The following is a 23,376-nucleotide window of genomic DNA, read 5'->3' as shown; positions in this document are numbered from 1 at the left end:
GATCGATATCCTTGCGTCAGTCACGCCAGAATCGCCTCTCGGCCCGCTGCGACCGCGGCTTGTCGAACGTTCCGAGTTGCAGACTGATAGCCCCCAGCTCGGCACTGTCCCAGGTGGGAATGCCGAACCATTGATAGCGTGCCATAACCAATGGATGCGGGTGCCCGAAGGCATTATTGCGCCCTCGGGAAATCAACACGCCGTCAGGGGCCACGGCGCGCAGAAAACTTTTCGAAGAGGAAGTACGACTCCCGTGGTGTGGCGCCTGCAGCCATTCAGCGCGCACGTCCCGACCACTGTCGATCAGGGCTTGCTCGGCCTCGGCGTCAATATCCCCTGTCAGCAACAAACGCTCACCTTGAGCATCGACCATCAACACGCACGAGGCCTGATTCCCCTCTCGAGCGTCACTCCAGCGCCAAGTGGAAAACACCACACCGTCCCATTCCCAGCGCTCATCATTGACGCACAGTTGCGCCTTCAGCAAAGGCGGCAGCCTGTCCAGTTCCCCCGCCAGCACTCGCTTTACCGGCAGGCCTTGATGGACCGCCTGCGCACCACCGGCGTGATCGGCGTCGGCGTGGCTGATCAGCATCAGATCAAGTTCACGCGCGCCGGTCTTGCGGATGGCGGGCAGTACGACCCGCTGGCCGATGTCGAATTCACCGAAGCGCGGCCCGGCGTCGTACAGCAACGAGTGATGTCGGGTGCGCAAGAGAATCGCCAGCCCCTGCCCGACGTCCAGTTGCAGGACTTCGACTTGACCGTAAGGCACGCTTTTCAAGGGCGGGAAGACACATAGCAGCAAAAGTGGCCAACCTAGCCCCCGTAATGGCACACCGCTGGGCAATAACAACAACACACCGCCCAGCAGACTCAACACCCAGGCCGAGACAGGAATGGCGCTCGGCACCCAGGCAGGCAACCACCCCGCGACCCAACCGAGAAACCTGAACAACCATTCCAGCGCACCACCTGCCAGCCATAACAGCCCTTCTCCCAAATAAGGAACAGGCAGCAGCAAGGTCCCGAGCAGCGCAGGCGGCAGGATCAGAAAACTCACCCACGGCACCGCGACAAGATTGGCTAACGGACCACTCAGACTGATGGGCAGGTTCAGCGCCAGCAACACCGGTAACAGCCCAATGGCTATCAACCATTGCGCGCGTGTCCAGCTTTGTAGCCAACTCCAGGCGCCCAGCCGCCCGCCGAATATCAGAATCAGAATCGCCACGGCAATAAATGACAGCCAGAAGCCCGGTTGCAAACTGGCCAACGGCTCAAATACCAGCACCGCGTTCAACGACAGCAGCAGCGGCCAGAGAACCCCGAGATGTCGAAAGCGCAACCGCCAAAGCAAGACCATGCCGACCATGACGCACGCCCGGCGCACCGGCACTTCAAAGCCTGCGAGCAAGCCATACCCCAACGCCGCACTGAACGCCAGCCCGCACGCCCATGGCAACCACGGCAGCACGCGTGGCCATAGCCCCCAACGTGCCAGACCGGCGATCAGCGCGTACATCACACCCGCCAACAAGCCTACGTGCTGCCCGGAAATAACCAGAAGGTGCACGGTGCCGGTGTCTTGCAGGATCTGCCAGTCGACCGTGCTTAACCCCGAACCGTCACCCAGAACCAGCGCAGCCAGAGCGCCTTCTCGACCTTGTGCATCAACCGCCAATAGACGCTGGCGTATGACATCTCGCCAGCCAGACGTGGCAGACGCCAGCAACTGTCCATCAGCAACGGTGCCCGTAGCGCCGATACGCTGAGCCAGTAGCCAGGCTTCGTAATCGAAGGCATATGGATTGGCCAGCCCGCCCGGACGCTTGAGCTTGACCGCCAGACGCCAGCGCTCGCCGCTGCGTATTTCAGGGCCGCCATACCAGGCTACCCGCATGCGCTCCGGCAATAGAAAGCGCCGAGATTGAACATCTTCCAGCTCAAAACGCACTACGCCTTCAGCGACTGCCGGCAAACCGACGACCTTGCCTTGCAACCAAACTGTCTGGCCGTCCAGCCGCGGCGAAAGACGATCATCCAGTGCCCTTTCCGCCGACACACACGCCCAGGTGAATCCAAATAAAAAGAAAGCCACGGGATAGGTGCGAAACGGCAACAACATCAAGGCCAACACCGGCATGCACAGCAACAACCACAACGGCGGCAATGCGGGTAAAAAGCGTAACGCCAACAACCCCAAGGCCAGCGCGAACATCCCTGTGCGCATAAGAAGCTCATCCCGATAACGTCGAAAGTCCTCTTACGGCTTAGCTCAGTCAGGTAGAGAAGTCGGATTCAAGTGTCACAAGGTCTTAAGCGGGGGCCGAAAAAAAACGCCCGTCTTACGAGGGGCGTTTCTTCTGACTGCTGACGCTTATTGCGGCTTGCGACGACCGAAGCCCGGACGCTGGCCCGAACCCGATGCCGGGCCACGGCGCTTGCCGGACGGCGCGTCATCGACCAGGGTGATGCCTGGACGTTTCGGCGACGGCTTGGCCGGACGCTTGTTCATGTCGCCTGGACGCTCAGCCACTGGCGTGCCACGGCTGTTGTCACTGCGCGTGTCACTGCGCCCATTGGCTGGACGCGGCGTGCGCGGCGACGACTTGTTAGGGTCGTTACGCTGACCACGATTGGAATCCGAACGTGGTGCAGCTGGACGCTGGGCACGATCGCGATCACTGCCGGCCACTTGTGGCTGACGTGGAGCACGCTCGCCAGTCGGAGCCCCATCCTTGGCTGGACGCAGGGTGCGCACACGCTCGCTTTTACCCAGCGGACGAGACGACTGACGCTGCAAGCGCTCCATCTTGTCCTTGGTCTTGGCGTTCATCTGCGGCTGAGCCACAGGCGTCAGGCCCACTTCAGCGCTGAGGATGTCCACCTCGTACTGGCTCATTTCGCGCCAGCGGCCCATCGGCAGGTCGGAGTTGAGGAACACCGGCCCGTAACGCACGCGCTTCAGACGGCTGACCACCAGCCCTTGGGATTCCCAGAGACGACGCACTTCACGGTTACGACCTTCCATCACCACGCAGTGATACCAGTGGTTGAAGCCTTCACCGCCCGGCGCTTGCTGGATGTCGGTGAAACGAGCCGGGCCGTCTTCAAGAACAACGCCTGCCTTGAGCCGCGCGATCATGTCGTCGTCCACTTCGCCACGCACACGCACAGCGTATTCGCGGTCCATTTCAAAGGACGGGTGCATCAAACGGTTGGCAAGCTCACCATCGGTGGTGAACATCAGCAAACCGGTGGTGTTGATGTCCAGACGACCGATGTTGACCCAGCGGCCTTCTTTTGGACGCGGCAGGCGATCGAATACCGTCGGGCGACCTTCAGGGTCGTCACGGGTACAGATTTCACCGTCCGGTTTGTTGTACATGATCACCCGGCGCACAGTCTCGGCGGCCTCTTCGCGTTTGATGACGCGGCCGTCAACGGTGATCGCATCGTGCAGATCGACGCGTTGACCAAGGGTCGCGTCCTTGCCATTGACCTTGATTCGGCCCTGGCTGATCCAGGCTTCAACGTCGCGACGCGAGCCTACGCCAATACGTGCCAGAACCTTCTGCAGCTTTTCGCCTGCGGGTCCGATTTCCTGGCTGTCCTGCTTGTCTTGTTCACTCATCTGGGCACCTCCCGGTGTGTCGATTCAGGGGACGTCGAGGACCGACGCAACCTGCTGCCTGGGCTGTGGATAGCCACGAGGCGTAATACTGAAAAACTTCTGGCGCTAAACTCGTCACGAGCAGAATCGCCAAAAGGTCGCGAATGATACGCTCACACAACGCATTGCGCATCAGAGGCTAGTCGAAAATTTGCGCCTTACTTCTTTTTCCGCCGACCGGCACTCTTGAACCCCTTCATGCGCACGGCAGCTTCTTTAAGCACGTCACGGCGCTCGCCCTTGTCCATCTTCTTCCAGCCCTTGATTTCCTTCTTGCTGCGGCCACAGCCGATGCAGATGTCGGCGTCGAACTTGCAGAGGCTGATGCAGGGATTCTTGGTGTCGCTCATGAGTGGTGCCCTGCATGAATGAACGCTATTTGACCTGTAGAAGCAGCCTGTCTGACGCACTGCTTCGCAGCCTTCGGCAGCTCCTACAGGGGATCGGTATCGTCTTCTGGCTTTTTATCCGCCTCATCCGGCAGCAAATCATCAAAGTCGATCTTCAGACCCTGCTCCATCGAGTCGAGTTCGACCAATAAGCTGCGGAAGCTGGTTTCGTCTCTTGGCGGCTCTGGCTCGGCGTCAGGATCGGCGCTGGCGTCAGCCAAGGCTTGCAAGTGCGCAGGCACCGGGGCGTCTTCGAAATCCATCACCGGGTCCGGCTCCAGTTCACGCAGATCAGCCAGCGGCGGCAGGTCGTCGAGGTTTTTCAGGTTGAAGTGATCGAGAAACACCTTGGTAGTGGCGAACATCGCGGGCTTGCCTGGCACTTCCCGATAGCCCACTACCCTGATCCACTCGCGCTCCAGCAGGGTCTTCACGATATGGCTGTTAACCGCCACGCCGCGCACATCCTCGATTTCACCCCGGGTAATCGGCTGGCGATAGGCAATCAGCGCCATGGTTTCCAGCATGGCCCGGGAATAACGCTGCGGGCGCTCTTCCCAAAGACGGCCGACCCACGGGGAAAACTTTTCGCGAATCTGCAGGCGATAACCGGACGCCACCTCCTTGAGTTCGAAAGCCCTGCCCTCGCAGGACTTGCCCAGCAATTGCAGGGCTTTCTTGAACACCGGAGGCTCCGGGCGCTCGCCCTCTTCGAACAATTCGTAAAGGCGTTCCAGCGATTGCGGCTTACCCGAGGCCAACAGAAAAGCTTCGAGCAGCGGAGCCAGCTCGCGGGGTTCGTTAAGATTCATTGATCAGCTCTTATTCGGCTCGCGCCCGCACATGGATGACCGCGAACGGTTCGTTCTGTACCAACTCCACCAGCGACTCCTTGACCAGCTCAAGAACGGCCATAAAAGTCACGACGACACCAAGGCGCCCCTCTTCGGCAGTAAACAGCTCGGCAAACGGCACAAAGCCGCCGCCTTTGAGTCGTTCCAGCACATCACTCATGCGCTCACGGGTGGACAGGGCTTCGCGGCTGATCTGGTGGCTTTCAAACATGTCGCCACGGCGCAATACCTCAGCCATGGACATCAACAATTCTTCGAGGCTGACTTCGGGCAACAACTTGCGGGCCCGGGCTTCTGGCGCATCCAGTTTGGGAACGATCACGTCACGCCCGACACGGCTCAACTGGTCGATACCTTCGGCGGCCACCTTGAAGCGCTCGTATTCCTGCAGACGACGGATCAACTCGGCACGCGGGTCGTCTTCCTCCTGCTCGGCCTCCGCAGAGCGTGGCAGCAGCATGCGCGACTTGATCTCGGCCAGCATCGCGGCCATCACCAGATATTCGGCAGCCAGTTCCAGGCGCACCGTCTTCATCAGCTCGACGTAGCCCATGTACTGCTTGGTGATTTCTGCCACCGGGATATCAAGGATGTCGATGTTCTGCTTGCGGATCAGGTAGAGCAGCAAGTCCAGCGGCCCTTCGAATGCCTCGAGAAAGACTTCCAGCGCATCCGGCGGAATGTAAAGGTCCATCGGCATCTGCGTGACCGCCTGGCCGTAGACCATGGCGAATGGCAGTTCCTGCTGAGCGTCGGCCTGACTGTCGACGGCTGCTACCGTAGTCATTAAGCCTCGACACCAAAAGGTGAAGGATCGCCGCAACCGACACGGACCACTTCAGGCTCGTCGCCGGTCAGGTTGATCACTGTCGAAGCGGAAATACCCCCCATGCCGCCATCAATGATCAGATCGACCTGACGCTCAAGCGACTGGCGCATTTCATAAGGATCACTCATCGGCACGCTTTCGCCCGGCATGATCAGGCTGACGCTCATCAGCGGCTCGCCCAGTTCTTCCAGCAAGGCCTGAGCGATGGGATGCTTCGGTACCCGCAGGCCGATGGTCCGGCGCTTGGGGTGCAGAATCAGCCGCGGCACTTCACGGGTGGCGTTCAGAATGAACGTGTAAGGCCCTGGCGTGTGAGCCTTGAGCGCCCGAAAGGCACCGGTATCGACTTTAGCGAACAGCCCCAGTTGGGACAGATCGCAGCACATCAACGTGAAGTTGTGCTTGTCGTCCAGTTGCCGCAGACGGCGAATGCGCTCGATGGCACTTTTATCGCCGAGCTGGCAGCCCAGTGCATATGACGAATCTGTGGGATAGACCACCAAACCGCCCGCTTTGATAATTTCCACGGCCTGTTTGATCAGGCGCGCTTGCGGGTTCTCCGGGTGGACCTGGAAAAATTGACTCACGGTATCTTCCTGTTCAGAAGGCAGCAGTTGGCTGATCATGTTTGAACCGAGACCAAAGTGGCGGCAGATCCTCAGGCACCGGACGATAGATGCCAATCTCGGACCAGCCACCAGGGGCATGGAAATCACTGCCAGCGGTCACCAGCAGGCCGAATTCACGCGCCAGAATGGCCAGGGTTCCAACCTGCTCGGCAGGTTGCAGGCCATTCACTACCTCAATCGCATGGCCACCCGCCTCAATGAAGGCAGCGACCAGCTTACGACGTTTACTACGGGTGAAATCATAATGCGTGGGGTGCGCAAGACTGACCCAGGCCCCCGATTCCCGCAAGGTGCCGACCGTTTCTTCCAGCGTAGGCCAATGTTGTTTCACATCGCCCAGCTTGCCAGCGCCCAGCCATTTACGGAAAGCCTCGGCGCGATCCTTGACGAACCCGGCACGTACCATGAAGTCCGCGAAGTGCGGACGAGCCGGCGCATTACCGCTGTCGCCGAGCTCTTGCTGGATGGCCCGAGCGCCTTCCAGCGCCCCAGGCATACCTTTGATCGCCAATTTGCGACTGATTTCCTCTGCACGCAACCAGCGTCCATCGTGTAAACGGGCGATTGCAGCAAGCAGCGCCGGGGCATCCATATCAAAGCCGTAGCCCAGAATATGGATGGTCGCACCACCCCAGGTGCACGAAAGCTCGACCCCGTTAACCAGTTGCATACCCAGTGAAAGCGCCGCAGCACGGGCCTCTTCGAGGCCTTCAAGAGTGTCGTGGTCAGTCAGGGAAAGGACGCGCACGCCGTTTTCATAAGCACGGGCAACCAGGGCCGTAGGCGCAAGAGCGCCATCGGAGGCGGTGCTGTGGCAGTGCAGGTCAACATTCATAGGTAGCGCTTTCGCTGTCATTGATGTTTGTTATTATGCCGCCACATCCTGCTTCTGGCTGCCATTGTGAAACAATTCATCGACTTCATCCCGCTGTTACTGTTTTTCATCGTCTACAAAATAGAGCCTCGTGCCGTGGAAATCCTCGGCCACAGCTACACGCTGGGGGGCATTTTCAGTGCGACCGCCATGCTGATCGTCAGTTCAGTGGTGGTCTACGGCATTCTGTTCTTCAAGCAGGGCAAGCTGGAAAAAAGCCAGTGGCTGACGCTGGTTGCCTGTCTGGTGTTCGGTAGCCTGACCCTGGCCTTCCATAGTGAAACCTTCCTTAAATGGAAGGCTCCGGTAGTGAACTGGCTGTTCGCGCTGGCGTTTGCCGGTAGTCACTTCATTGGCGACCGCCCGCTGATTCAACGCATCATGGGGCACGCGCTAAGCCTGCCGAAGGCAATCTGGACCAAACTGAACATCGCCTGGATCATCTTCTTCCTGTTCTGCGGTGCGGCCAACCTTTATGTGGCCTTCACTTATCAGGAATTCTGGGTGGATTTCAAAGTATTCGGCAGCCTGGGCATGACCCTGGTGTTCCTGGTCGCTCAGGGCCTGTACCTTGCCAAGCACATGCATGACCCTGCTTCTACAACGCCCCCGACAAAAACCGAGGACTGACATGCTCTACGCAATCATTGCCACAGACGTCGAAAACTCCCTGGAAAAACGCCTGAGCGTGCGCCCGGCGCACCTGGATCGCCTCAACGCGCTGAAAGACCAGGGCCGCTTGATTCTGGCCGGGCCAAACCCTGCCGTTGATAGCAACGACCCTGGCTCTGCTGGCTTCTCCGGCAGCCTGATCGTTGCCGAGTTCGAATCCCTGAGCGCGGCGAAGTCCTGGGCTGAGGCTGATCCGTTCGTCGAAGCTGGCGTCTATGCCAATGTCGTTGTGAAGCCTTTCAAGAAAGTCCTGCCTTAATCCCCGCCTGCACAACCCTGCAATCGCTGCCACTCAAGGCAGCGATTACACATTCTCCCCCGTCTGACGCTAATCATTCTCAACGCCCTGCCGACAACCTGCTGAATGTTCTATAAAAACACGGCCGTCCAAACACGGCATTTATAAACACAGCATTTGTAAACACAGCATTTATAAACAGGAGTTCAGATGCGGGCATGTCTGCTGGTTGTTGTGTTGGCGATGGGCACCGCCGCCGCCCAGGCCGAGGAAACAAGTGGTTCCGGTAACTCCTATGCGTTGCCGTTGCCGACCACTGCCGCTCAGATCAGTGATCTCCAGCAGCGACTGAAGGAGAGCGAGCGTCAGCGCGAAGATCTTCTCAAACAGGTACAAAATGCCGACGCCGCCCAGCTCAGTCGTCTGCGGCAGGAGAACCAAAGGCTCAAATTGCAGCTCAAAGAGGCACAATCGGCTGAGCCGCAACGTATCCTGAGCGAACAGCAACAATGGTTCGTCACCGGAGGGGGTGTTGCGCTGATAGCCCTCCTGTGCGGTATCTTTGCCCGCGGTGGACGTAAGCAACGTCGACAGTGGCTAAATTGAGTGAGACATGAGCGAGCTGTTACTTATTGATGATGACCAGGAGCTGTGTGAGCTTCTGAGTAGCTGGTTGAGCCAGGAAGGTTTTCTGGTTCGCGCCTGCCATGACGGCAACAGTGCCCGTCGCGCCCTTGCCGAGTCCGCGCCCGCTGCGGTGGTTCTGGACGTCATGCTTCCTGACGGCAGCGGCCTGGAACTGCTCAAGCAGTTGCGCAGCGACCACCCTGATCTGCCGGTGCTGATGCTCTCGGCCCGCGGTGAACCTCTGGATCGGATTCTTGGCCTGGAGCTGGGTGCCGATGACTATCTCGCCAAACCTTGCGACCCTCGCGAACTCACCGCCCGCCTGCGCGCCGTACTGCGTCGCAGTCACCCTACGGCGGTATCGACGCAGCTTGAACTGGGCGACTTGAGCTTCAGCCCCGTGCGCGGCGTGGTAATCATCAACGATCAGGAACTGGTCCTGACCGTCTCCGAAAGCCGTTTGCTTGAAGCCCTGCTACGCCAACCGGGTGAACCGCTGGACAAGCAGGAACTGGCGCAACTGGCGCTGGGACGCAAACTGACTCTTTACGACCGTAGCCTGGACATGCACGTCAGCAACCTGCGCAAGAAAATCGGCCCGCACCCCGATGGCCGCCCGCGCATCGTCGCGCTGCGTAGTCGGGGTTATTACTACAGCGTGTAGTCGCTTTGGCGTCGTATACCAGCAGGAACAGCGCTTATGTGGCAGAGCTTGTGTGGGAGCAGAGCTTGCTCGCGATAAGGGCACCGCGATCAACGGTGAACTGCGTCCAGCCTCATCGCGAGCAAGCTCTGCTCCCACAAAAATCCCCCGAGTAAATACCTCTGTGTCAGCCCACTCACTCCCCCTCTTTACCCAAGCTTTACAGTAGCCTGACCGCTCTTGACCTTGATCTCCCTAAACTGGCCTCAACCGGCAACGAGCCGGATTCGAGACAAGGAGATACACCATGCGCAAGACTCTGATCGCTTTGATGTTCGCTGCTGCACTGCCTACCGTTGCAATGGCTGCACCCGCCGATGGCCCTGGTTTCGGTCCTGGCCCTGATGGCCCACGTGCTGGCATGCACCATGATCGCGGCCCTTTCGGCAAGCTGGACCTGAGCCGCGAACAGCGTCAACAGATCGGCAAACTGATGGGCGAGCGAATGCACGACCGCAAGGACATCACTGAAAAGTATCTGGCCAAGCTGTCACCCGCTGACCAGAAAGCCATGAAGGATGAACTTGACGCCAAGCGCACCAAAACCGATAGCGATATCCGTGCGCTGCTCAAGCCTGACCAGCAGAAGGAATTCGACGAAATGCAGAAGGAGCGTGCAGCTAAAATGGCCGAACGCGCTGAATTCGAAGCGTGGAAAGCGCAAAAGGCGCAAAAAGCCCAGTAAGCTACTGATCCACCTGAACCCGGCACTCCCCAAGCGTGCCGGGTTTTCTCTATTTGAGGTTGTCCCGTGCGTTCATTGTTCTGGCGAATTCTGGCTAGCTTCTGGCTGGCTATTGCTTTGGTTGCAGGTCTGTCGATCCTGCTTGGCCACATGCTTAATCAAGATGCGTGGATCCTCAGCCGTCATCCACTGCTGAGCCATCTGCCGCAAACCTGGACCGAGCAGTATGAAAACCAGGGCGCAGACGCCGCACAGGATTACCTGCAAAGCCTCAAACGCAAAAACCACATGGACGTTCAGGTTCTCAACGACAATGGCGACCCGGTGGTCCGCGGTACTTTTTCGCCTCGGGCGGCAGCGCTTGAGGCTCGCCAGGGCGACGATCCCCGGCAACTCCCGTGGCGTCGCCTGACCAGTGAGTACACCAGTGAAAAGACGGGCGAAACCTACCTGTTCATCTATCGCATCCCGCACCCGGAGCTGGATGCGTGGCACCGCGACAGCTTGATGTGGCCACTCAGTGCGCTGGGGATTGCGCTGGTGGTGCTGACCCTGTTCAGTTTGCTGGTGACCTTGTCCATTACTCGCCCGCTCAGCCGTTTACGCGGTGCAGTGCATGATCTCGGGCAAACCACCTATCAGCAGAACAGCCTCGCGCAACTGGCCAACCGCCGGGATGAGTTTGGCGTGCTGGCTACCGACTTCAACCGCATGGGTGCGCGCCTGCAAAGTCTGATCGGCAGTCAGCGACAGTTGCTGCGCGACGTGTCCCATGAGTTGCGCTCGCCACTGGCCCGTTTGCGTATCGCATTGGCGCTGGCAGAGCGGGCTGAACCGGCCGAACGGGAAAAACTCTGGCCGCGTCTGAGCCGCGAATGTGATCGTCTGGAAGCGCTGATCAGCGAAATCCTTGCCTTGGCGCGGCTTGATGCGCAACTGAGCAGCGCTGAGCCCATTGATCTCAACGCATTGCTTCTGCGCCTCAGGAACGATGCAAATCTGGACGGTGGCGACGACCAGCAAATTGCGGTGCACGTCGAGCCAAATCTGCATCTGCATGGCTGGCCGGACATGATCGAACGGGCCACCGATAACCTGCTGCGTAATGCGTTGCGCTTCAATCCTCCAGGTCAGCCAATAGAAGTCCAGGCTAAACGGGTCGCTGACCGGCTGCAGTTGAGCGTGCGTGATCATGGCCCTGGCGTAGCGGCTGAACATCTGACGCAACTGGGCGAGCCGTTCTACCGCGCCCCCGGTCAGACTGCACCGGGTCACGGCCTGGGCCTGGCAATCGCCCGCCGCGCCGCGCAACGTCATGGAGGGGAATTGATTCTGGGCAATCATCCCGAGGGTGGGTTTCTGGCGATTATTGATTTGCCAGCGGAGGTGGTTAGTTCTTAATTTATGGCGCCCTTATCGCGGGCAAGCACCGCTCCCACATGAGATAGCGTTTTCCCTGTGGGAGCGGTGCTTGCCCGCGATAAGGGCGCCGCTATTTTGAGCGCAGGCATTCAGCCCTGCCACTCACTGACAAAATCCACCACATCCACCTTACCCGCAACGCGAGGTGGGTTCTGAGGCGTGCCCAGGTACAGGAAGGCAATGACCTCTTCGTCATCCGCAAGTCCAAACCCCTTGGCGACGAGCGGTGAGTAGGACAACTCCCCGGTACGCCAGACCGCACCGACGCCCAGCGCATAGGACGCCAGCAACACGCTGTGCGCCGCACAGCCAGCGGTGATCAGTTGCTCGGTTTTCGGCACTTTGTAGTGATCCTGCAGACGAGCGACCACAACCACGACCAACGGCGCGCGCAATGGACCAAGGCGTGCTTTTTCAAGTGCTTGCGGAGTTACTTCCGAACCGCTGGCCTGCAATGCCTGGGCAAGCAATTCCCCCATACGCTCACGGGCTGTACCTTCCACCGTGATGAAACGATAAGGCCGAAGCTGACCATGGTCCGGCGCACGCATGGCCGCATTGAACAATATTTCACGCTGGGCTGCATCCGGGGCCGGGTCGATCAATCGCGGGACCGAGACACGATTGAGCAATACGTCGAGCGCCTCCATGGGCTACCTCCTTGAAAAATGATGAGTCATTCTAGAGCCTGTGCTCACGGATAACGAACCGCTGAGGCAATTACTTACAAGCTGTGGCGTACAGCCCACGGTTTACTTGCCGTGGGCCGCAGGTAGAATGGCGCCTTTCCCCGAACTAGTCAGAGTGACTGCATGGCGTTGCCGACCCTTCGCATCATCGGTTTCATTATCGGCATATTCCTGATCACCCTGGCCATCGCCATGATCGTGCCCATGGTGACCCTAGTGATCTACGATCGCTTTGAAGACCTGCGCTCCTTCTTGTGGGCCAGTCTGCTGACGTTCATGGCCGGTCTGGCGCTGATCGTTCCCGGCCGACCGGAACACGTGCATTTGCGTCCACGGGACATGTACCTGCTGACGGTTTCCAGCTGGATCGTCGTCTGCGTGTTCGCCGCCCTGCCGTTTCTGCTGACCCAGCACATCAGTTATACCGACTCTTTTTTCGAAAGCATGTCCGGCATTACCGCGACTGGCTCAACAGTGCTCAGTGGCCTGGACACTATGTCGCCGGGCATTCTCATCTGGCGCTCAATGCTTCACTGGCTCGGCGGCATCGGCTTCATCGGTATGGCGGTCGCGATTCTGCCGCTGCTGCGTATTGGTGGCATGCGCCTGTTCCAGACCGAATCTTCCGACCGCTCGGAAAAGGTCATGCCTCGCTCACACATGGTGGCCAAGTTCATCGTGCTGGCCTACGTCAGCATTACTGCACTGGGCAGTCTGGCCTTTTGGGCAGCAGGAATGAGCCTGTTCGACGCGATAAACCACGCCATGTCAGCCATTTCAACCGGCGGCTTTTCCACCTCGGACCTGTCCCTGGCCAAATGGCCACAGCCGTCAGTGCACTGGGTTGCCATTGTGGTGATGATCCTTGGCAGCCTGCCGTTCACCCTGTATGTCGCAACGTTACGGGGCAACCGCGGCGCACTGTTTCGGGATGAGCAGGTGCGCGGACTGTTGGGTTTATTGCTGGTCACCTGGCTGGTGCTCGGTGCATGGTACTGGGCGACAACCGATCTGCCGTGGTACGACGCGCTGCGCCATGTGGCCCTGAATGTGACATCCGTAGTGACCACCACCGGTTTCGCCCTCGGCGATTACAGTCTGTGGGGCAACTTCGCGCTGATGTTTTTCTTCTATCTGGGCTTTATTGGCGGCTGCTCCGGCTCCACCGCTGGCGGGGTGAAGATATTCCGCTTCCAGGTGGCCTACATCCTGCTCAAGGCCAACCTTAACCAGCTGATTCACCCGCGCGCGGTGCTTAAGCAAACCTACAACGGCCACCGCCTGGACGACGAAATCGTACGCTCGATCCTGACATTCTCGTTCTTCTTCACCATCACGATTTGCGGCATCGCCCTGTTGCTATCGCTGCTGGGACTCGACTGGATGACTGCGCTGACGGGAGCTGCTAGCACCGTGTCTGGCGTAGGGCCTGGCCTGGGCGAAACCATCGGCCCGGCCGGTAACTTCGCCACCCTGCCAGACGCCGCCAAGTGGATTCTGTCGGGCGGCATGCTGCTGGGACGTCTTGAGATCATCACCGTGCTGGTGCTGTGCATTCCGGCATTCTGGCGTCACTGATCGTAATGGCGTTTAATATCAGTTGACGTAAAGCCAGCTGATATTAAACCCAACAGCGCCAACGATCAGGAACTCCAGCCATGGAAACCACCAAGTCGTTTACCCGCTTCGCCGATTTCTACCCTTACTATCTGCAGGAACACCGTGACAGTGCTTGCCGTCGCCTGCACTTCGTTGGCACCAGTCTGGTGATCTTCCTGCTGGCCTTTGTGATTGGCAGTGGCAGTTGGGGGCTGATCTGGCTCGTACCGCTGGCGGGATATGGCTTCGCCTGGGTTGGCCATTTTTTCTTTGAAAAGAACCGCCCCGCTACGTTTCAGCATCCGTTCTATAGCTTGCTGGGCGACTTCGTCATGTATCGCGATATGTTGACGGGCAAAGTACCGTTCTAGATCACCGGTTCGCTGGCCTCGAGTTCTTCTTCGAGGGGCAGTTTATCGCGCTGAAGATGAGCATCCGCGAGCCTAAAGAGCTCAATCGTGCCGTCCAGATGCTCAATCAACGCGGTGCAGGACTCAACCCAGTCACCACAGTTGAGGTACTCCACACCACCGACCGTGCGCATTTCGGCGTGGTGGATATGCCCGCACACCACGCCGTCCAGTCCGCGCTTGACGCACTCGTGGGCAATGGCCTCTTCAAAGTCGCTGATGAAGCTCACAGCCGTTTTGACCTTGTGTTTGAGATAAGCCGATAGCGACCAATAACCGTAGCCGTACCTCGCACGCCAGTGGTTCAGCCAGCGGTTGAGGGTGAGGGTGAACTCATAGGCTGAGTCGCCGAGAAATGCCAGCCAGCGGTGATAGCGCGTGATGACGTCAAACTGGTCTCCGTGGATAACCAGAAAACGACGACCGTCCGCAGTGAGGTGCTCGGCTTCATCCACCAACTGGATATTGCCCAGAATCAATTTCGAGTAACGACGCAAAAATTCATCATGATTACCGGTGACATAGATCACTTCGGTGCCGCGCTTGCTCATGGTCAGCAAGCGACGGATCACGTTAGTGTGAGCCTGCGGCCAATACATGCCACCGCGAAGTTTCCAGCCGTCAATAATGTCGCCGACCAGATAGATCTTGTCAGCCTGATAGCCTTTGAGGAAATGTGACAGATGTTCCGCCTGGCAATCCCGTGTGCCCAAATGCACATCGGAAATCCACAAAGTGCGAACGCGTTGCTTACGGCTGGGTTTGGCAAGCTGAGCACTGGTCATGAACCATCTCCTGCTGGGTTTGCATGAGAGTGCCCGGTGCCGGTTAATCGAATGTGACCAGGTTGTGGCAATGTCATGACAATGCACAGCAATTGTTGGACTGAATACTTCACGGCAGGCGCTGGTAGACTGCTCTTGTGCTTCTGACACACGCTGTCTGGCGACAAAGGAACTCCATGACTCCCCGCTCCGCCCTCGGCGCCTTGCATATCGGCGCATTGATGTTCGGCCTGACTGGCGTTTTTGGCAAACTGGCCAGCGCCTCACCTTCAGTCATCGTATTCGGTCGCGGAATCTTCGCCGTTATCGCCTTGGCGTTCTTTGCCCGCTTTGCCAGTGACACCGCATGGAAAACCTTGCAGCGCGCCGACTGGGCACGACTGATACTCGCGGGCGTGCTGCTGGCTGCGCATTGGGTGAGTTTTTTCATTGCGGTCAAAGTGGCCGGAGTCGCCGTCGCCACCTTGGGCTTCGCCAGCTTCCCGGCTTTCACCGTGATACTCGAAGGGCTGCTGTTTCGTGAGCGCATCCGCAGCAATGAAGTCATTCTGGTGGTGCTGGTCAGTGTCGGACTGGTGCTGGTGACGCCCGAATTCAATCTGGCCAGCGAGGCCACCAGCGGTCTGTTGTGGGCAGTTTTCTCCGGGCTGACCTTTTCATTGCTGTCGCTGGTCAATCGCGTCAGCTCGAAAAATGTCCCGCCGGTGCAAGCCGCGCTGTATCAGAACCTGATCGTCGCGATGTGCCTGCTTCCCTGGGCCGCTCCTGAGCTGAGCCGAATCTCGGCGCTGGACTGGCTGTGGATTGGCCTGTTGGGCGTGTTCTGCACCGGCCTGGCTCACAGCCTGTTCGTGGCCAGTCTGGCAGTCATCAAGGCGCGGACTGCGGCAGTGGTGTTCGCGATGGAGCCGGTTTACGGCATCACCTTCGCCTGGCTGCTATTTGCTGAAATTCCCACGTTGAGCATGCTGCTGGGCGGTGCGCTGATCATCGTCGCCATTGTGATTTCAGGCTTGATGAGCGGCAGAACAAAACCTCAAGCAGCCACGACTCACTGAGCCGGTGTGGTCTTGTCGTTATGGCCCAGATCACGCTGAGGATCGATCTGGTCACGAACCCGCTGTTTGAGAACCTTGGCCTCGGGGAATCCACCATCGGCTTTGCGCTCCCATAACTGAACACCGTCGCACGTGATGATAAATACACCACCGGTGCCGGGTTGCAGCGACACTTTGCCCAGATCATCGGAAAACGTACTGAGTAACTCCTGAGCCAGCCATGCAGCGCGCAACAGCCATTGGCATTGCGTGCAGTAGGTGATGATGATTTCCGGTTTTACGGTAGACATGAAAAGGCTCTCTGGGACAAACGGAAGATGATTTCCTGCAGGTGCTCACCGAGCAGCGATCGGCGCCGTCGTAACGGCTCACAACAAACCTGTAGGAGCCATCGGAGGTTACGACGGTCGCGATTGCGGAGTGTCAGACGGAGCGCGCTACAGGCCAGCTAACAAATCGCGTGCGGTCTGCTGATGCTCTTCGTCAGACTCCTCGATCACCTGCAGCAACAGCTCGCGGGCGCCTTCAATGTCCCCGTCGTCGATCAACACCTGGGCTTGATTGACTTTGCTTAACGGGACCTCCTCAAGATCAAGCAGGTCGAACTCGCCAGACTCATCCATGAAGCCATCAAGGAAGGTATCGTCGAGGGCGTCATTATTAGACTCGACCACACCGTCTTCCTCAGGAAAGTCGCTGAGGAAGCGCTCATCCGGAATTTCCTCGACGCCGGGCAGCTCGGTGAGATTTGAAGCAAACTCTGGATCATCGAGCGGTGACTGCGCAATTGGCGCTTCGGGGCGTGCAGCCATCGGTTTGTCAAACGGATCCACCAAATCCCAGTCGGCATCCATCGACAGGTCATCCAGGTTCAACTGGAAATCATCGAGAGCAGGCTCGGGGTTCAGCGCTGCGGCTGAACTTTCATCAAGCTGTGCAGGCTCTTCCTTTGCAACCTCTGCCGCAACGACGGCAGCCGCTACGGGCACGGCCGCGACGGCCGTCGGTGGCACGCTGGAAGCTTGCTCGGCAGGCTTGAGCTGCGGATAACGTGAACGGATCAGTTGAATCTGCTCAGCGTCTACGCCATGTTGCAGCGCACGCTGCTCTTCCTTGGCAAACCCTGCCGAATCACCCTGCTCTGCCAGTAATTCGAGAAGGCGTACACGGATATCTTCCCGCTCAGGTTGCTTGACCAGCGCGTCACGCAAAATCCCCATCGCCTCGGCAAACCGCCCGTAAGCGATGTAAATACTGACGCCATCCAGCGGATCAGAAGCAGCAGCGGCAGGACGAACCGGGGCTGAACGAGGAGCGGCTGGCGCAGCGACAACAGGTGCGGCCGCCCTGGTGTCCGAAACCGGCGCTTCGTAAACCGGAGCGACCGGCGCACGGGCCGGTTTGATCAGGGTTGGATCGGCGCTGACAGGCTGCGGTTTTGATTGCTTGCGACGATTACGACGCACCGACCAGACCAGCCCCAACAGTAGAAGCAGAATCGCCAGCGCGCCCGCCAGCAACGGCGGAGTCAGCAACGAATTGCTCTGGGGCTCCGCACTGACGACGGGAGCTGGAGCTACCGGAGCAGACGATATTGGCGCGGGTTGCGCAGCGGCAGCCTGACTTTCTGCCAGTTCGGTTTGCAGACCGACGATCTGCTTGTCCTTGCCGTCAATCGATGCCTGCAGGCCCTGCAACTGAAGGCGCAGATCCTCGACGGTCTTGGTTAACAGCTGATTTTCGATGGCGGATACGGCCAGTTGTTCAGCGCCACGCTGGGCTTGCGCGGTCGGCAGCGGCGTTGCTGCTGTCGAGGCCGGAGCCGAAGGGCTATTGGGCAACACCGCTGCGTCAGGCAGCAACAAGCTCTGCCCGACTTTCAGCGCTGTGCTGTCGCCATTGGGAAATGCCTGTGGATTGAGTGCCTTGATCCCGTCGGCAAGGCGACCCGCCGAGGCACTGGCACCGGAACCCTGCATGCGTCGAGCGATGGAGTTGAGGGTATCGCCGCCCACTACCGTGTAGCGTTTACCTTCCAGTGCCACCGGTGGCGCAACCGGCATCCTGGATTGCCCGGCGTCCTGGGCCGCAGAAGCTCGGGGACGCCCCGCCACCGCTGCGCGCCCCTCAGCAGAAGTCGCCGGGTCCAGCAGCAACGTGTATTCATGCAACATGTCGCCGCCAGGCCGCAGTACTTGCACAAGAAATTGCAGATAAGGCTCAGTGACCGGTTTGCTCGACACCACGCGAATCACACCGCGACTGCCGCGAATGATCGGCGTGAAACGCAAATCATTGAAAAAGAACACCCGGTCGATACCGGCCCGGGCAAACTCTTCTGGTGTGGCCAGCCTTACGACGATGTCCTCAGCACTGAGCCCTGCCGTCTCTACCAGCTCGATTTCAGCACTCAGTGGCTGATTGAGGGCGGAGTGCAGTGTTATTTCACCCATGCCCAATGCAGACGCCAACGTTGAATACAACATTGATCCGGAGGATAGAACCGCGACCATCAAACCGCGACATAAGGCGGTCTTGGCGAAACCTGATGGCGTAGCCGCCTGAGAGCTATTGCGCATACGAACCCTTATAGAAACCAGAACAGGCTTCTTTGCATATTTCAATACATGGCGTGGACTTCAATGTCTGGCTGCAAGTATGAGCGAGAAGCAGCGTGTCCGCTTCAGGATCTTTCGAGGTTGCCCAGAATATGCGTATGAACGCGCATGCAAATCCGCAGATCCTCCTCGTCGATACCGGCAAACAGCTCGACGCGCAACGCAGTCGCAATGGCTTCAATCTTCTGGATCAAGGGCAAAGCGGTGTCGCACAAAACGATTTTCTTCGCCCGACGATCTTCAGCTACTGCGTGACGCTGAACCAGACCCTGCGATTCAAGGCTGTCAAGCAACCGCGCAAGGGTTGGGCCTTCTACGCCCACGCTCTGCGCCAATTCACGCTGGGTAGGTGGCTCCTGAAAACGAGCAAGATGCAGCAATACCAGCCAGCGTGCCTGGGATAGCCCCAGATCAGCGAGTCGCCGATCCAGTTCAGCACGCCAGCCGCGGGACATGTGGGCCAGTTGCATGCCGAAGCGGTGTTCATCTGTCATTGGCATAGAAAAACTCGTGATCGATCCTAATTATTAGTCAGCTAAGCATGGCCCAAGGGATGAGGCAAGTGGGGGCTTGTAACTGGATCAATTGGACCAGGATCGTCCAAACCCGGTGGACCGGATTCAGCCGGGAAGACTGAATTCGTGATAACACCATGCGGCGCGTGTCCAGACCGGCTCTAGATTAAAGCCGGTCCTGCAGGATTTTCTTGAATCCGAGGGGCGCGCGGCTGCATCCCGGCAGAGCATCAAACCTCGAATTCGGCCTGCAACGCTGCACGCACGCAATACAGAACACCCTCGGGCACTCGCCCTGTGAACTGTTCGGCAATGGCCGCTACGGGAGGTAACTCGCCCTCGCCGTCGAGGAAGGCATCCTGGATTTCGCCAAGCAGGTCTTCCGGCAAATCCAGCGCCTGCTCCAGCGAAAGCTGCTGCTTGCCAATAGCTTCGGCCAGCATGGTGTAGACGTTTTTCTCGGTGCACTGCAACTGACCGGCAATCTGCGCGGGAGTCATGCCGGCCCGGGCCAGACTGATAAGCTCGTGACGTACGTCGGCCACCACTTTCGGCGCCTCGGCGGCACCGCCCAGCACTTCAAGGAAAGCTTCGCCGTAACGCTCCAGTTTGCGCGCACCGACGCCACTGACCTGAGCCATGTCAGACATGGTTTCCGGTTTGCTGCGCAGCATTTCCAGCAGGGTCGAGTCCGGGAAAATGACATAAGGTGGTACGCCGTGCTCCTCGGCCAGCTTGCGCCGCAGGGCACGCAACGCTTCCCACTGCTCGCGCTCTTCGCCGCGCACCAGTTGACTGGCCGGGCTGCCAGAGCTGCTTTTCGCGGCGGTCTGCGGTTTCAGATCCCGGCGCAATTCCAGGGTCACTTCGCCCCGCAACAACGGGCGGCAGGTGTCGCTCAGGCGCAGCCCGCCATAGCCTTCCAGATCAATATCGGCCAGCCCCCGGGCGACCAGCTGGCGGAACAACGAACGCCACTCGCCCTCGGCCCGCGCCTTGCCGACGCCAAACACTGAAAGGTGTTGATGACCAAAGCTCTGCACCTTGTCGTTGGATTTGCCCAGCAAGACATCGACCAGATGACCGACGCCATAACGCTGACCGGTGCGATAGATCGCCGATAACGCCTGACGTGCAGGCTCCGTGGCATCCCAGGTCTGCACGCCGTCAACGCAGTTGTCGCAATGGCCGCACGGTTGAGGCATGTCTTCATCGAAATACGCCAGCAGCGTCTGGCGGCGGCAACGGGTTTCTTCGCACAGCGCCAGCATGGCGTCCAGTTTGTGATGTTCCAGACGCTTATGCCGTTCGTCGCCCTCGGAGTTCTGCAACATCTGCTTGAGCATCACAACGTCTTGAAGACCGTAGGTCATCCACGCATCAGCGGGCAGACCATCACGCCCTGCGCGACCAGTTTCCTGGTAATACGCCTCAAGCGACTTGGGCAAATCCATGTGCGCGACAAATCGCACGTTGGGTTTGTCGATACCCATACCGAACGCAATGGTCGCAACCATGATCAGGCCTTCCTCGTTAAGGAAGCGCTTCTGATTGGAGGCACGGGTTTCGGAAGGCAGCCCTGCGTGGTACGGCAGCGCCGGGTAACCGTTTTCACAGAGGAAAGCGGCTACTTCGTCGACTTTCTTGCGCGACAGGCAGTAAACGATACCGGCATCACTGCGGCGCTCGGACAGAAAAGCCAGCAACTGCTTACGCTGCGCCTCTTTGGGCACGATGCGATAAAAAATATTGGGCCGATCGAAGCTCGACAAGAAGCGCTCGGCGTTCTGCAGGTGCAGCCGGGTAACGATTTCTTCCCGGGTACGCTTGTCGGCGGTCGCGGTCAGGGCAATACGTGGCACATCGGGGAACAGCTCGGCCAATTGTCCCAGTTGCAGGTATTCAGGGCGGAAGTCATGGCCCCACTGCGACACACAATGGGCTTCATCGATGGCGAACAGGGCAATCTGCAGATTCTGCAAGAACGCCAGCATGCGCGGCTGGACCAGACGCTCCGGTGCCAGATACAGCATCTTGATCTCGCCCAGACGAATCCGGTTGGCCAGTTCGCGCTGCTGATCTGCGTTCAGGGTCGAGTTCAGCGCCGCCGCCGAGACGCCCAGCTCTTCAAGGGTTGCCACCTGATCATCCATCAAGGCGATCAACGGCGAAACAACCACCGCAAGGCCATCACGCAACAGGCCGGGCACCTGGAAGCACAGCGATTTACCACCACCAGTGGGCATCAATACCAGCGCATCACCACCGCTGGCCACGCGTTCAATAATGGCACCCTGGCGACCACGGAAGCTGTCATAGCCGAAGATGTCTTTAAGTACGCGTTGCGCCTGTTCGAGCATAAAAACCCCAGAATGTCCTGCTGCACTGCAAAGCGCGGCAGTATACCCGACGTGTCACAGGCAAAGGGTGGCATGGATATAAGCGGTCGAAATTAAGCTACAGCGCAATGCGTCTACCTCCGCGCTGGCGCCCGAGGCGCTCAGGGCCTAGAATTCAGCATCGTTTATTTCCAAGGTAGTCCGTCAATGTCCTTCGCTGAGCAACTAAACCGCCTGCAAGTCTTCCTCGATGCAGATGAGCTGCATGACGAGGCACTGGACTACGTGGCCGCTCATGGCTACCTGACCGCTCTTTCGATCTGCGCAGAAACCGTGCCTGAGCGTGAATGGATCGACGCGTTGTTCTCCGAACCACCGCACTACGCCGATGATGCCCAGCGTGAAGAGATTGAAGGCACGCTGATCCAGCTGCAGGCGCATATCGCTCGTCAACTGGCTTCGGACGAAGAATTCGAACTGCCATGCGATCTGGACCTGGGCGACGAGCCGGACGATTCCGATCTGCGCGGCTGGTGCATCGGCTTCATGGAAGGTGTGTTTCTGCGTGAAAGCGCCTGGTTCGAAACCGCCGAAGAAGAAGTCAGCGAGATGCTGTTGCCGATCATGGTCGGTTCCGGTCTGTTCGATGAGCAGCCTGAGTTCTCCGATATCGCCGCAGACGCCAATCTGATGGACGACATGATCGTGCAGATCCCGGAAGCCCTGACAGCGCTTTACCTGCTGTGCCAGGCACCGGATGAAAAACCGGCAATCCTCAAGCCTCGCCACCACTGAGTCTGCGCCTATGGCGCAGGCCGCACCACGCACGAGTCGTCATCGGGTCGTGCGTTATGCCTTTCTTGGCGTTGGCTGGTTAAGCGTGGTGTTGGGTGTGATCGGGATTTTCCTGCCGATCATGCCCACCACACCCTTTCTATTGCTCGCCGCTGCCTGCTTCGCTCGCAGCTCTCCGCGCTTTTATAACTGGCTGGTCAATCACAAACGACTGGGGCCGTGGATTCGTGGCTACCTGGAAGGCAATGGCATCCCGCTCAAGGGCAAGGTCTATGCGATTGTCACGATGTGGATCAGCATCGGGTTTTCCTGTTATCTCGTGTCTTTCATTTGGGCACGGGTGTTTATGGTGACCTGTGCGGTGTTGGTCACGGTTTATATCTTGCGGCAGAAGACGTTGCGTAAGGCTTGAGTTTTGCGTCGCTCTTCTCGCGACGTGGGTATCCACACAACTTTCATATCGCGCACATATCCACTTTTGCGGTAATGGCTGATATTGGTTGCGCCCTTACGGCGCCTCACTTTTGAGAAGCGCAAAGTAAGCAAAACGCTCATACCCCACCACTTGGTGCCTCGCCTAGGCTCGGCATGCCCGGAATCCGACATTATTGTGTGGGGCCGCCGCCACCGGCCATCCATGGCCTGAGGCAGCTAAACCGGCATCCCTGCCGGTTTACCCCACACAATAATGTCGAATTCCGGCCGTCGTGGTTTAACGGGGCGCTTAAGATCAAGATCAAAAGCACAGCGAAAAAGCATTAGCGCCTAGGACTTGTAGGAGTTGTCGGAGGTTACAACGGCGCCGATTGCGGTATTCCTGACACAGCGCTTCGCAGTCTTAGGCAGTTCCTACAAAGGATCGGTAAGTTCATACATCAGGTCGGCTGTCAGGCCGCCTGGTTTTTGATTTTGATCTGAGGCGCCCCGTTAAACCACGCTGGCCGCCCGCAGATTCTGAAGCGTGGGCAAA

24 protein-coding genes are annotated in these 23,376 nt (G+C 58.6%); 11 read left to right on the top strand and 13 right to left on the bottom strand.

Annotated elements, in window-relative coordinates; translation table 11 throughout:
- Positions 1-16: 16 nt before the first annotated feature.
- From AUC60_RS07650 to AUC60_RS07620, 7 genes are all read right to left on the bottom strand, one after another.
- Complete coding sequence (locus AUC60_RS07650) at positions 17-2,233, bottom strand: DNA internalization-related competence protein ComEC/Rec2 (protein ID WP_087265484.1); 2,217 nt, start codon at positions 2,231-2,233, stop codon at positions 17-19.
- 147 nt (positions 2,234-2,380) lie between these two features.
- A complete protein-coding gene (rluB, locus tag AUC60_RS07645; RefSeq protein ID WP_087265483.1) occupies positions 2,381-3,637 on the bottom strand; it encodes a 23S rRNA pseudouridine(2605) synthase RluB in 1,257 nt (418 codons plus the stop codon).
- Between the two features lie 197 nt (positions 3,638-3,834).
- Positions 3,835-4,026 (bottom strand): DUF1289 domain-containing protein, encoded by a 192-nt coding sequence (locus AUC60_RS07640; RefSeq protein ID WP_087265482.1) that lies wholly within the window; start codon positions 4,024-4,026, stop codon positions 3,835-3,837.
- Positions 4,027-4,109: 83 nt separating this feature from the next.
- A complete protein-coding gene (scpB, locus tag AUC60_RS07635) occupies positions 4,110-4,877 on the bottom strand; it encodes an SMC-Scp complex subunit ScpB (protein WP_087265481.1) in 768 nt (255 codons plus the stop codon).
- A gap of 10 nt (positions 4,878-4,887) precedes the next feature.
- Positions 4,888-5,586 carry a segregation and condensation protein A gene (locus AUC60_RS07630; protein ID WP_193441853.1) on the bottom strand — a complete coding sequence of 233 codons (699 nt, stop codon included), beginning with the start codon at positions 5,584-5,586 and terminating at the stop codon, positions 4,888-4,890.
- A 119-nt stretch (positions 5,587-5,705) separates the two neighbouring features.
- Positions 5,706-6,335 carry an L-threonylcarbamoyladenylate synthase gene (locus AUC60_RS07625; RefSeq protein ID WP_144443242.1) on the bottom strand — a complete coding sequence of 210 codons (630 nt, stop codon included), beginning with the start codon at positions 6,333-6,335 and terminating at the stop codon, positions 5,706-5,708.
- A gap of 13 nt (positions 6,336-6,348) precedes the next feature.
- The gene (locus tag AUC60_RS07620; protein ID WP_087265478.1) at positions 6,349-7,212 is read right to left on the bottom strand and encodes a PHP domain-containing protein; all 864 of its coding nucleotides are present in this window, start codon (positions 7,210-7,212) and stop codon (positions 6,349-6,351) included.
- Positions 7,213-7,278: 66 nt separating this feature from the next.
- On the opposite strand from AUC60_RS07620, the gene AUC60_RS07615 reads away from it, so the two are divergent.
- The 6 genes from AUC60_RS07615 to AUC60_RS07590 all read left to right on the top strand — a co-directional run bounded on the left by AUC60_RS07615 (position 7,279) and on the right by AUC60_RS07590 (position 11,577).
- Positions 7,279-7,881 carry a septation protein A gene (locus AUC60_RS07615; RefSeq protein ID WP_087265477.1) on the top strand — a complete coding sequence of 201 codons (603 nt, stop codon included), beginning with the start codon at positions 7,279-7,281 and terminating at the stop codon, positions 7,879-7,881.
- Between the two features lies 1 nt (position 7,882).
- A complete protein-coding gene (locus tag AUC60_RS07610; RefSeq protein WP_087265476.1) occupies positions 7,883-8,182 on the top strand; it encodes a YciI family protein in 300 nt (99 codons plus the stop codon).
- Between the two features lie 189 nt (positions 8,183-8,371).
- Positions 8,372-8,767 (top strand): SH3 domain-containing protein, encoded by a 396-nt coding sequence (locus tag AUC60_RS07605; protein ID WP_087265475.1) that lies wholly within the window; start codon positions 8,372-8,374, stop codon positions 8,765-8,767.
- A 7-nt stretch (positions 8,768-8,774) separates the two neighbouring features.
- Positions 8,775-9,452, top strand: a complete 678-nt coding sequence (locus AUC60_RS07600) for a response regulator transcription factor (RefSeq protein ID WP_087265474.1) — start codon at positions 8,775-8,777, stop codon at positions 9,450-9,452.
- Positions 9,453-9,738: 286 nt separating this feature from the next.
- The gene (locus tag AUC60_RS07595) at positions 9,739-10,176 is read left to right on the top strand and encodes an LTXXQ domain protein (protein ID WP_087265473.1); all 438 of its coding nucleotides are present in this window, start codon (positions 9,739-9,741) and stop codon (positions 10,174-10,176) included.
- Between the two features lie 66 nt (positions 10,177-10,242).
- Positions 10,243-11,577: a HAMP domain-containing sensor histidine kinase gene (locus AUC60_RS07590; protein WP_087265472.1), complete on the top strand. Its 1,335-nt coding sequence runs from the start codon at positions 10,243-10,245 to the stop codon at positions 11,575-11,577.
- Between the two features lie 110 nt (positions 11,578-11,687).
- Here AUC60_RS07590 and AUC60_RS07585 read toward each other — a convergent pair whose 3' ends face one another.
- Positions 11,688-12,248, bottom strand: a complete 561-nt coding sequence (locus tag AUC60_RS07585) for a nitroreductase family protein (protein WP_087265471.1) — start codon at positions 12,246-12,248, stop codon at positions 11,688-11,690.
- Positions 12,249-12,410: 162 nt separating this feature from the next.
- Here AUC60_RS07585 and AUC60_RS07580 point away from each other — a divergent pair, with 162 nt between their 5' ends.
- Both AUC60_RS07580 and AUC60_RS07575 read left to right on the top strand, forming a co-directional pair.
- Positions 12,411-13,865 (top strand): TrkH family potassium uptake protein, encoded by a 1,455-nt coding sequence (locus AUC60_RS07580; protein ID WP_087265470.1) that lies wholly within the window; start codon positions 12,411-12,413, stop codon positions 13,863-13,865.
- An 80-nt stretch (positions 13,866-13,945) separates the two neighbouring features.
- Positions 13,946-14,257, top strand: a complete 312-nt coding sequence (locus AUC60_RS07575) for an Mpo1-like protein (protein WP_087265469.1) — start codon at positions 13,946-13,948, stop codon at positions 14,255-14,257.
- On the opposite strand, the gene AUC60_RS07570 is transcribed toward AUC60_RS07575, so the two are convergent.
- The gene (locus AUC60_RS07570) at positions 14,254-15,081 is read right to left on the bottom strand and encodes a UDP-2,3-diacylglucosamine diphosphatase (RefSeq protein ID WP_087265468.1); all 828 of its coding nucleotides are present in this window, start codon (positions 15,079-15,081) and stop codon (positions 14,254-14,256) included. The two genes, AUC60_RS07575 and AUC60_RS07570, sit on opposite strands and share 4 nt — an antisense overlap.
- Before the next feature lie 176 nt (positions 15,082-15,257).
- Between AUC60_RS07570 and AUC60_RS07565 the strand changes: the two genes are divergently transcribed.
- On the top strand, positions 15,258-16,139 hold the full coding sequence (locus AUC60_RS07565; RefSeq protein WP_087265467.1) for a DMT family transporter: 882 nt from the start codon (positions 15,258-15,260) through the stop codon (positions 16,137-16,139).
- On the opposite strand, the gene AUC60_RS07560 is transcribed toward AUC60_RS07565, so the two are convergent.
- The 4 genes from AUC60_RS07560 to recQ form a co-directional block, all read right to left on the bottom strand.
- Positions 16,133-16,429: an Rdx family protein gene (locus AUC60_RS07560; RefSeq protein WP_087265466.1), complete on the bottom strand. Its 297-nt coding sequence runs from the start codon at positions 16,427-16,429 to the stop codon at positions 16,133-16,135. The genes AUC60_RS07565 and AUC60_RS07560 overlap by 7 nt on opposite strands.
- 147 nt (positions 16,430-16,576) lie before the next feature.
- Positions 16,577-18,718, bottom strand: a complete 2,142-nt coding sequence (locus AUC60_RS07555; protein ID WP_420800722.1) for a motility hub landmark protein FimV — start codon at positions 18,716-18,718, stop codon at positions 16,577-16,579.
- Positions 18,719-18,822: 104 nt separating this feature from the next.
- Positions 18,823-19,257: a MarR family transcriptional regulator gene (locus tag AUC60_RS07550; protein ID WP_087265465.1), complete on the bottom strand. Its 435-nt coding sequence runs from the start codon at positions 19,255-19,257 to the stop codon at positions 18,823-18,825.
- Between the two features lie 245 nt (positions 19,258-19,502).
- Entirely contained in the window at positions 19,503-21,632 is a 2,130-nt protein-coding gene (recQ, locus tag AUC60_RS07545; protein WP_087265464.1) for a DNA helicase RecQ, read from the bottom strand.
- 186 nt (positions 21,633-21,818) lie between these two features.
- Here recQ and AUC60_RS07540 point away from each other — a divergent pair, with 186 nt between their 5' ends.
- Both AUC60_RS07540 and AUC60_RS07535 read left to right on the top strand, forming a co-directional pair.
- Positions 21,819-22,406 carry a UPF0149 family protein gene (locus tag AUC60_RS07540; protein ID WP_087265463.1) on the top strand — a complete coding sequence of 196 codons (588 nt, stop codon included), beginning with the start codon at positions 21,819-21,821 and terminating at the stop codon, positions 22,404-22,406.
- A gap of 10 nt (positions 22,407-22,416) precedes the next feature.
- Positions 22,417-22,818 (top strand): YbaN family protein, encoded by a 402-nt coding sequence (locus AUC60_RS07535; RefSeq protein ID WP_087265462.1) that lies wholly within the window; start codon positions 22,417-22,419, stop codon positions 22,816-22,818.
- Positions 22,819-23,376: the final 558 nt, after the last annotated feature.

It is taken from the genome of Pseudomonas caspiana (assembly GCF_002158995.1).
Classification (GTDB): domain Bacteria; phylum Pseudomonadota; class Gammaproteobacteria; order Pseudomonadales; family Pseudomonadaceae; genus Aquipseudomonas; species Aquipseudomonas caspiana.
Note: the sequence above shows the minus strand (reverse complement) of the source record. Positions and strands in the feature narration are given on the sequence as shown.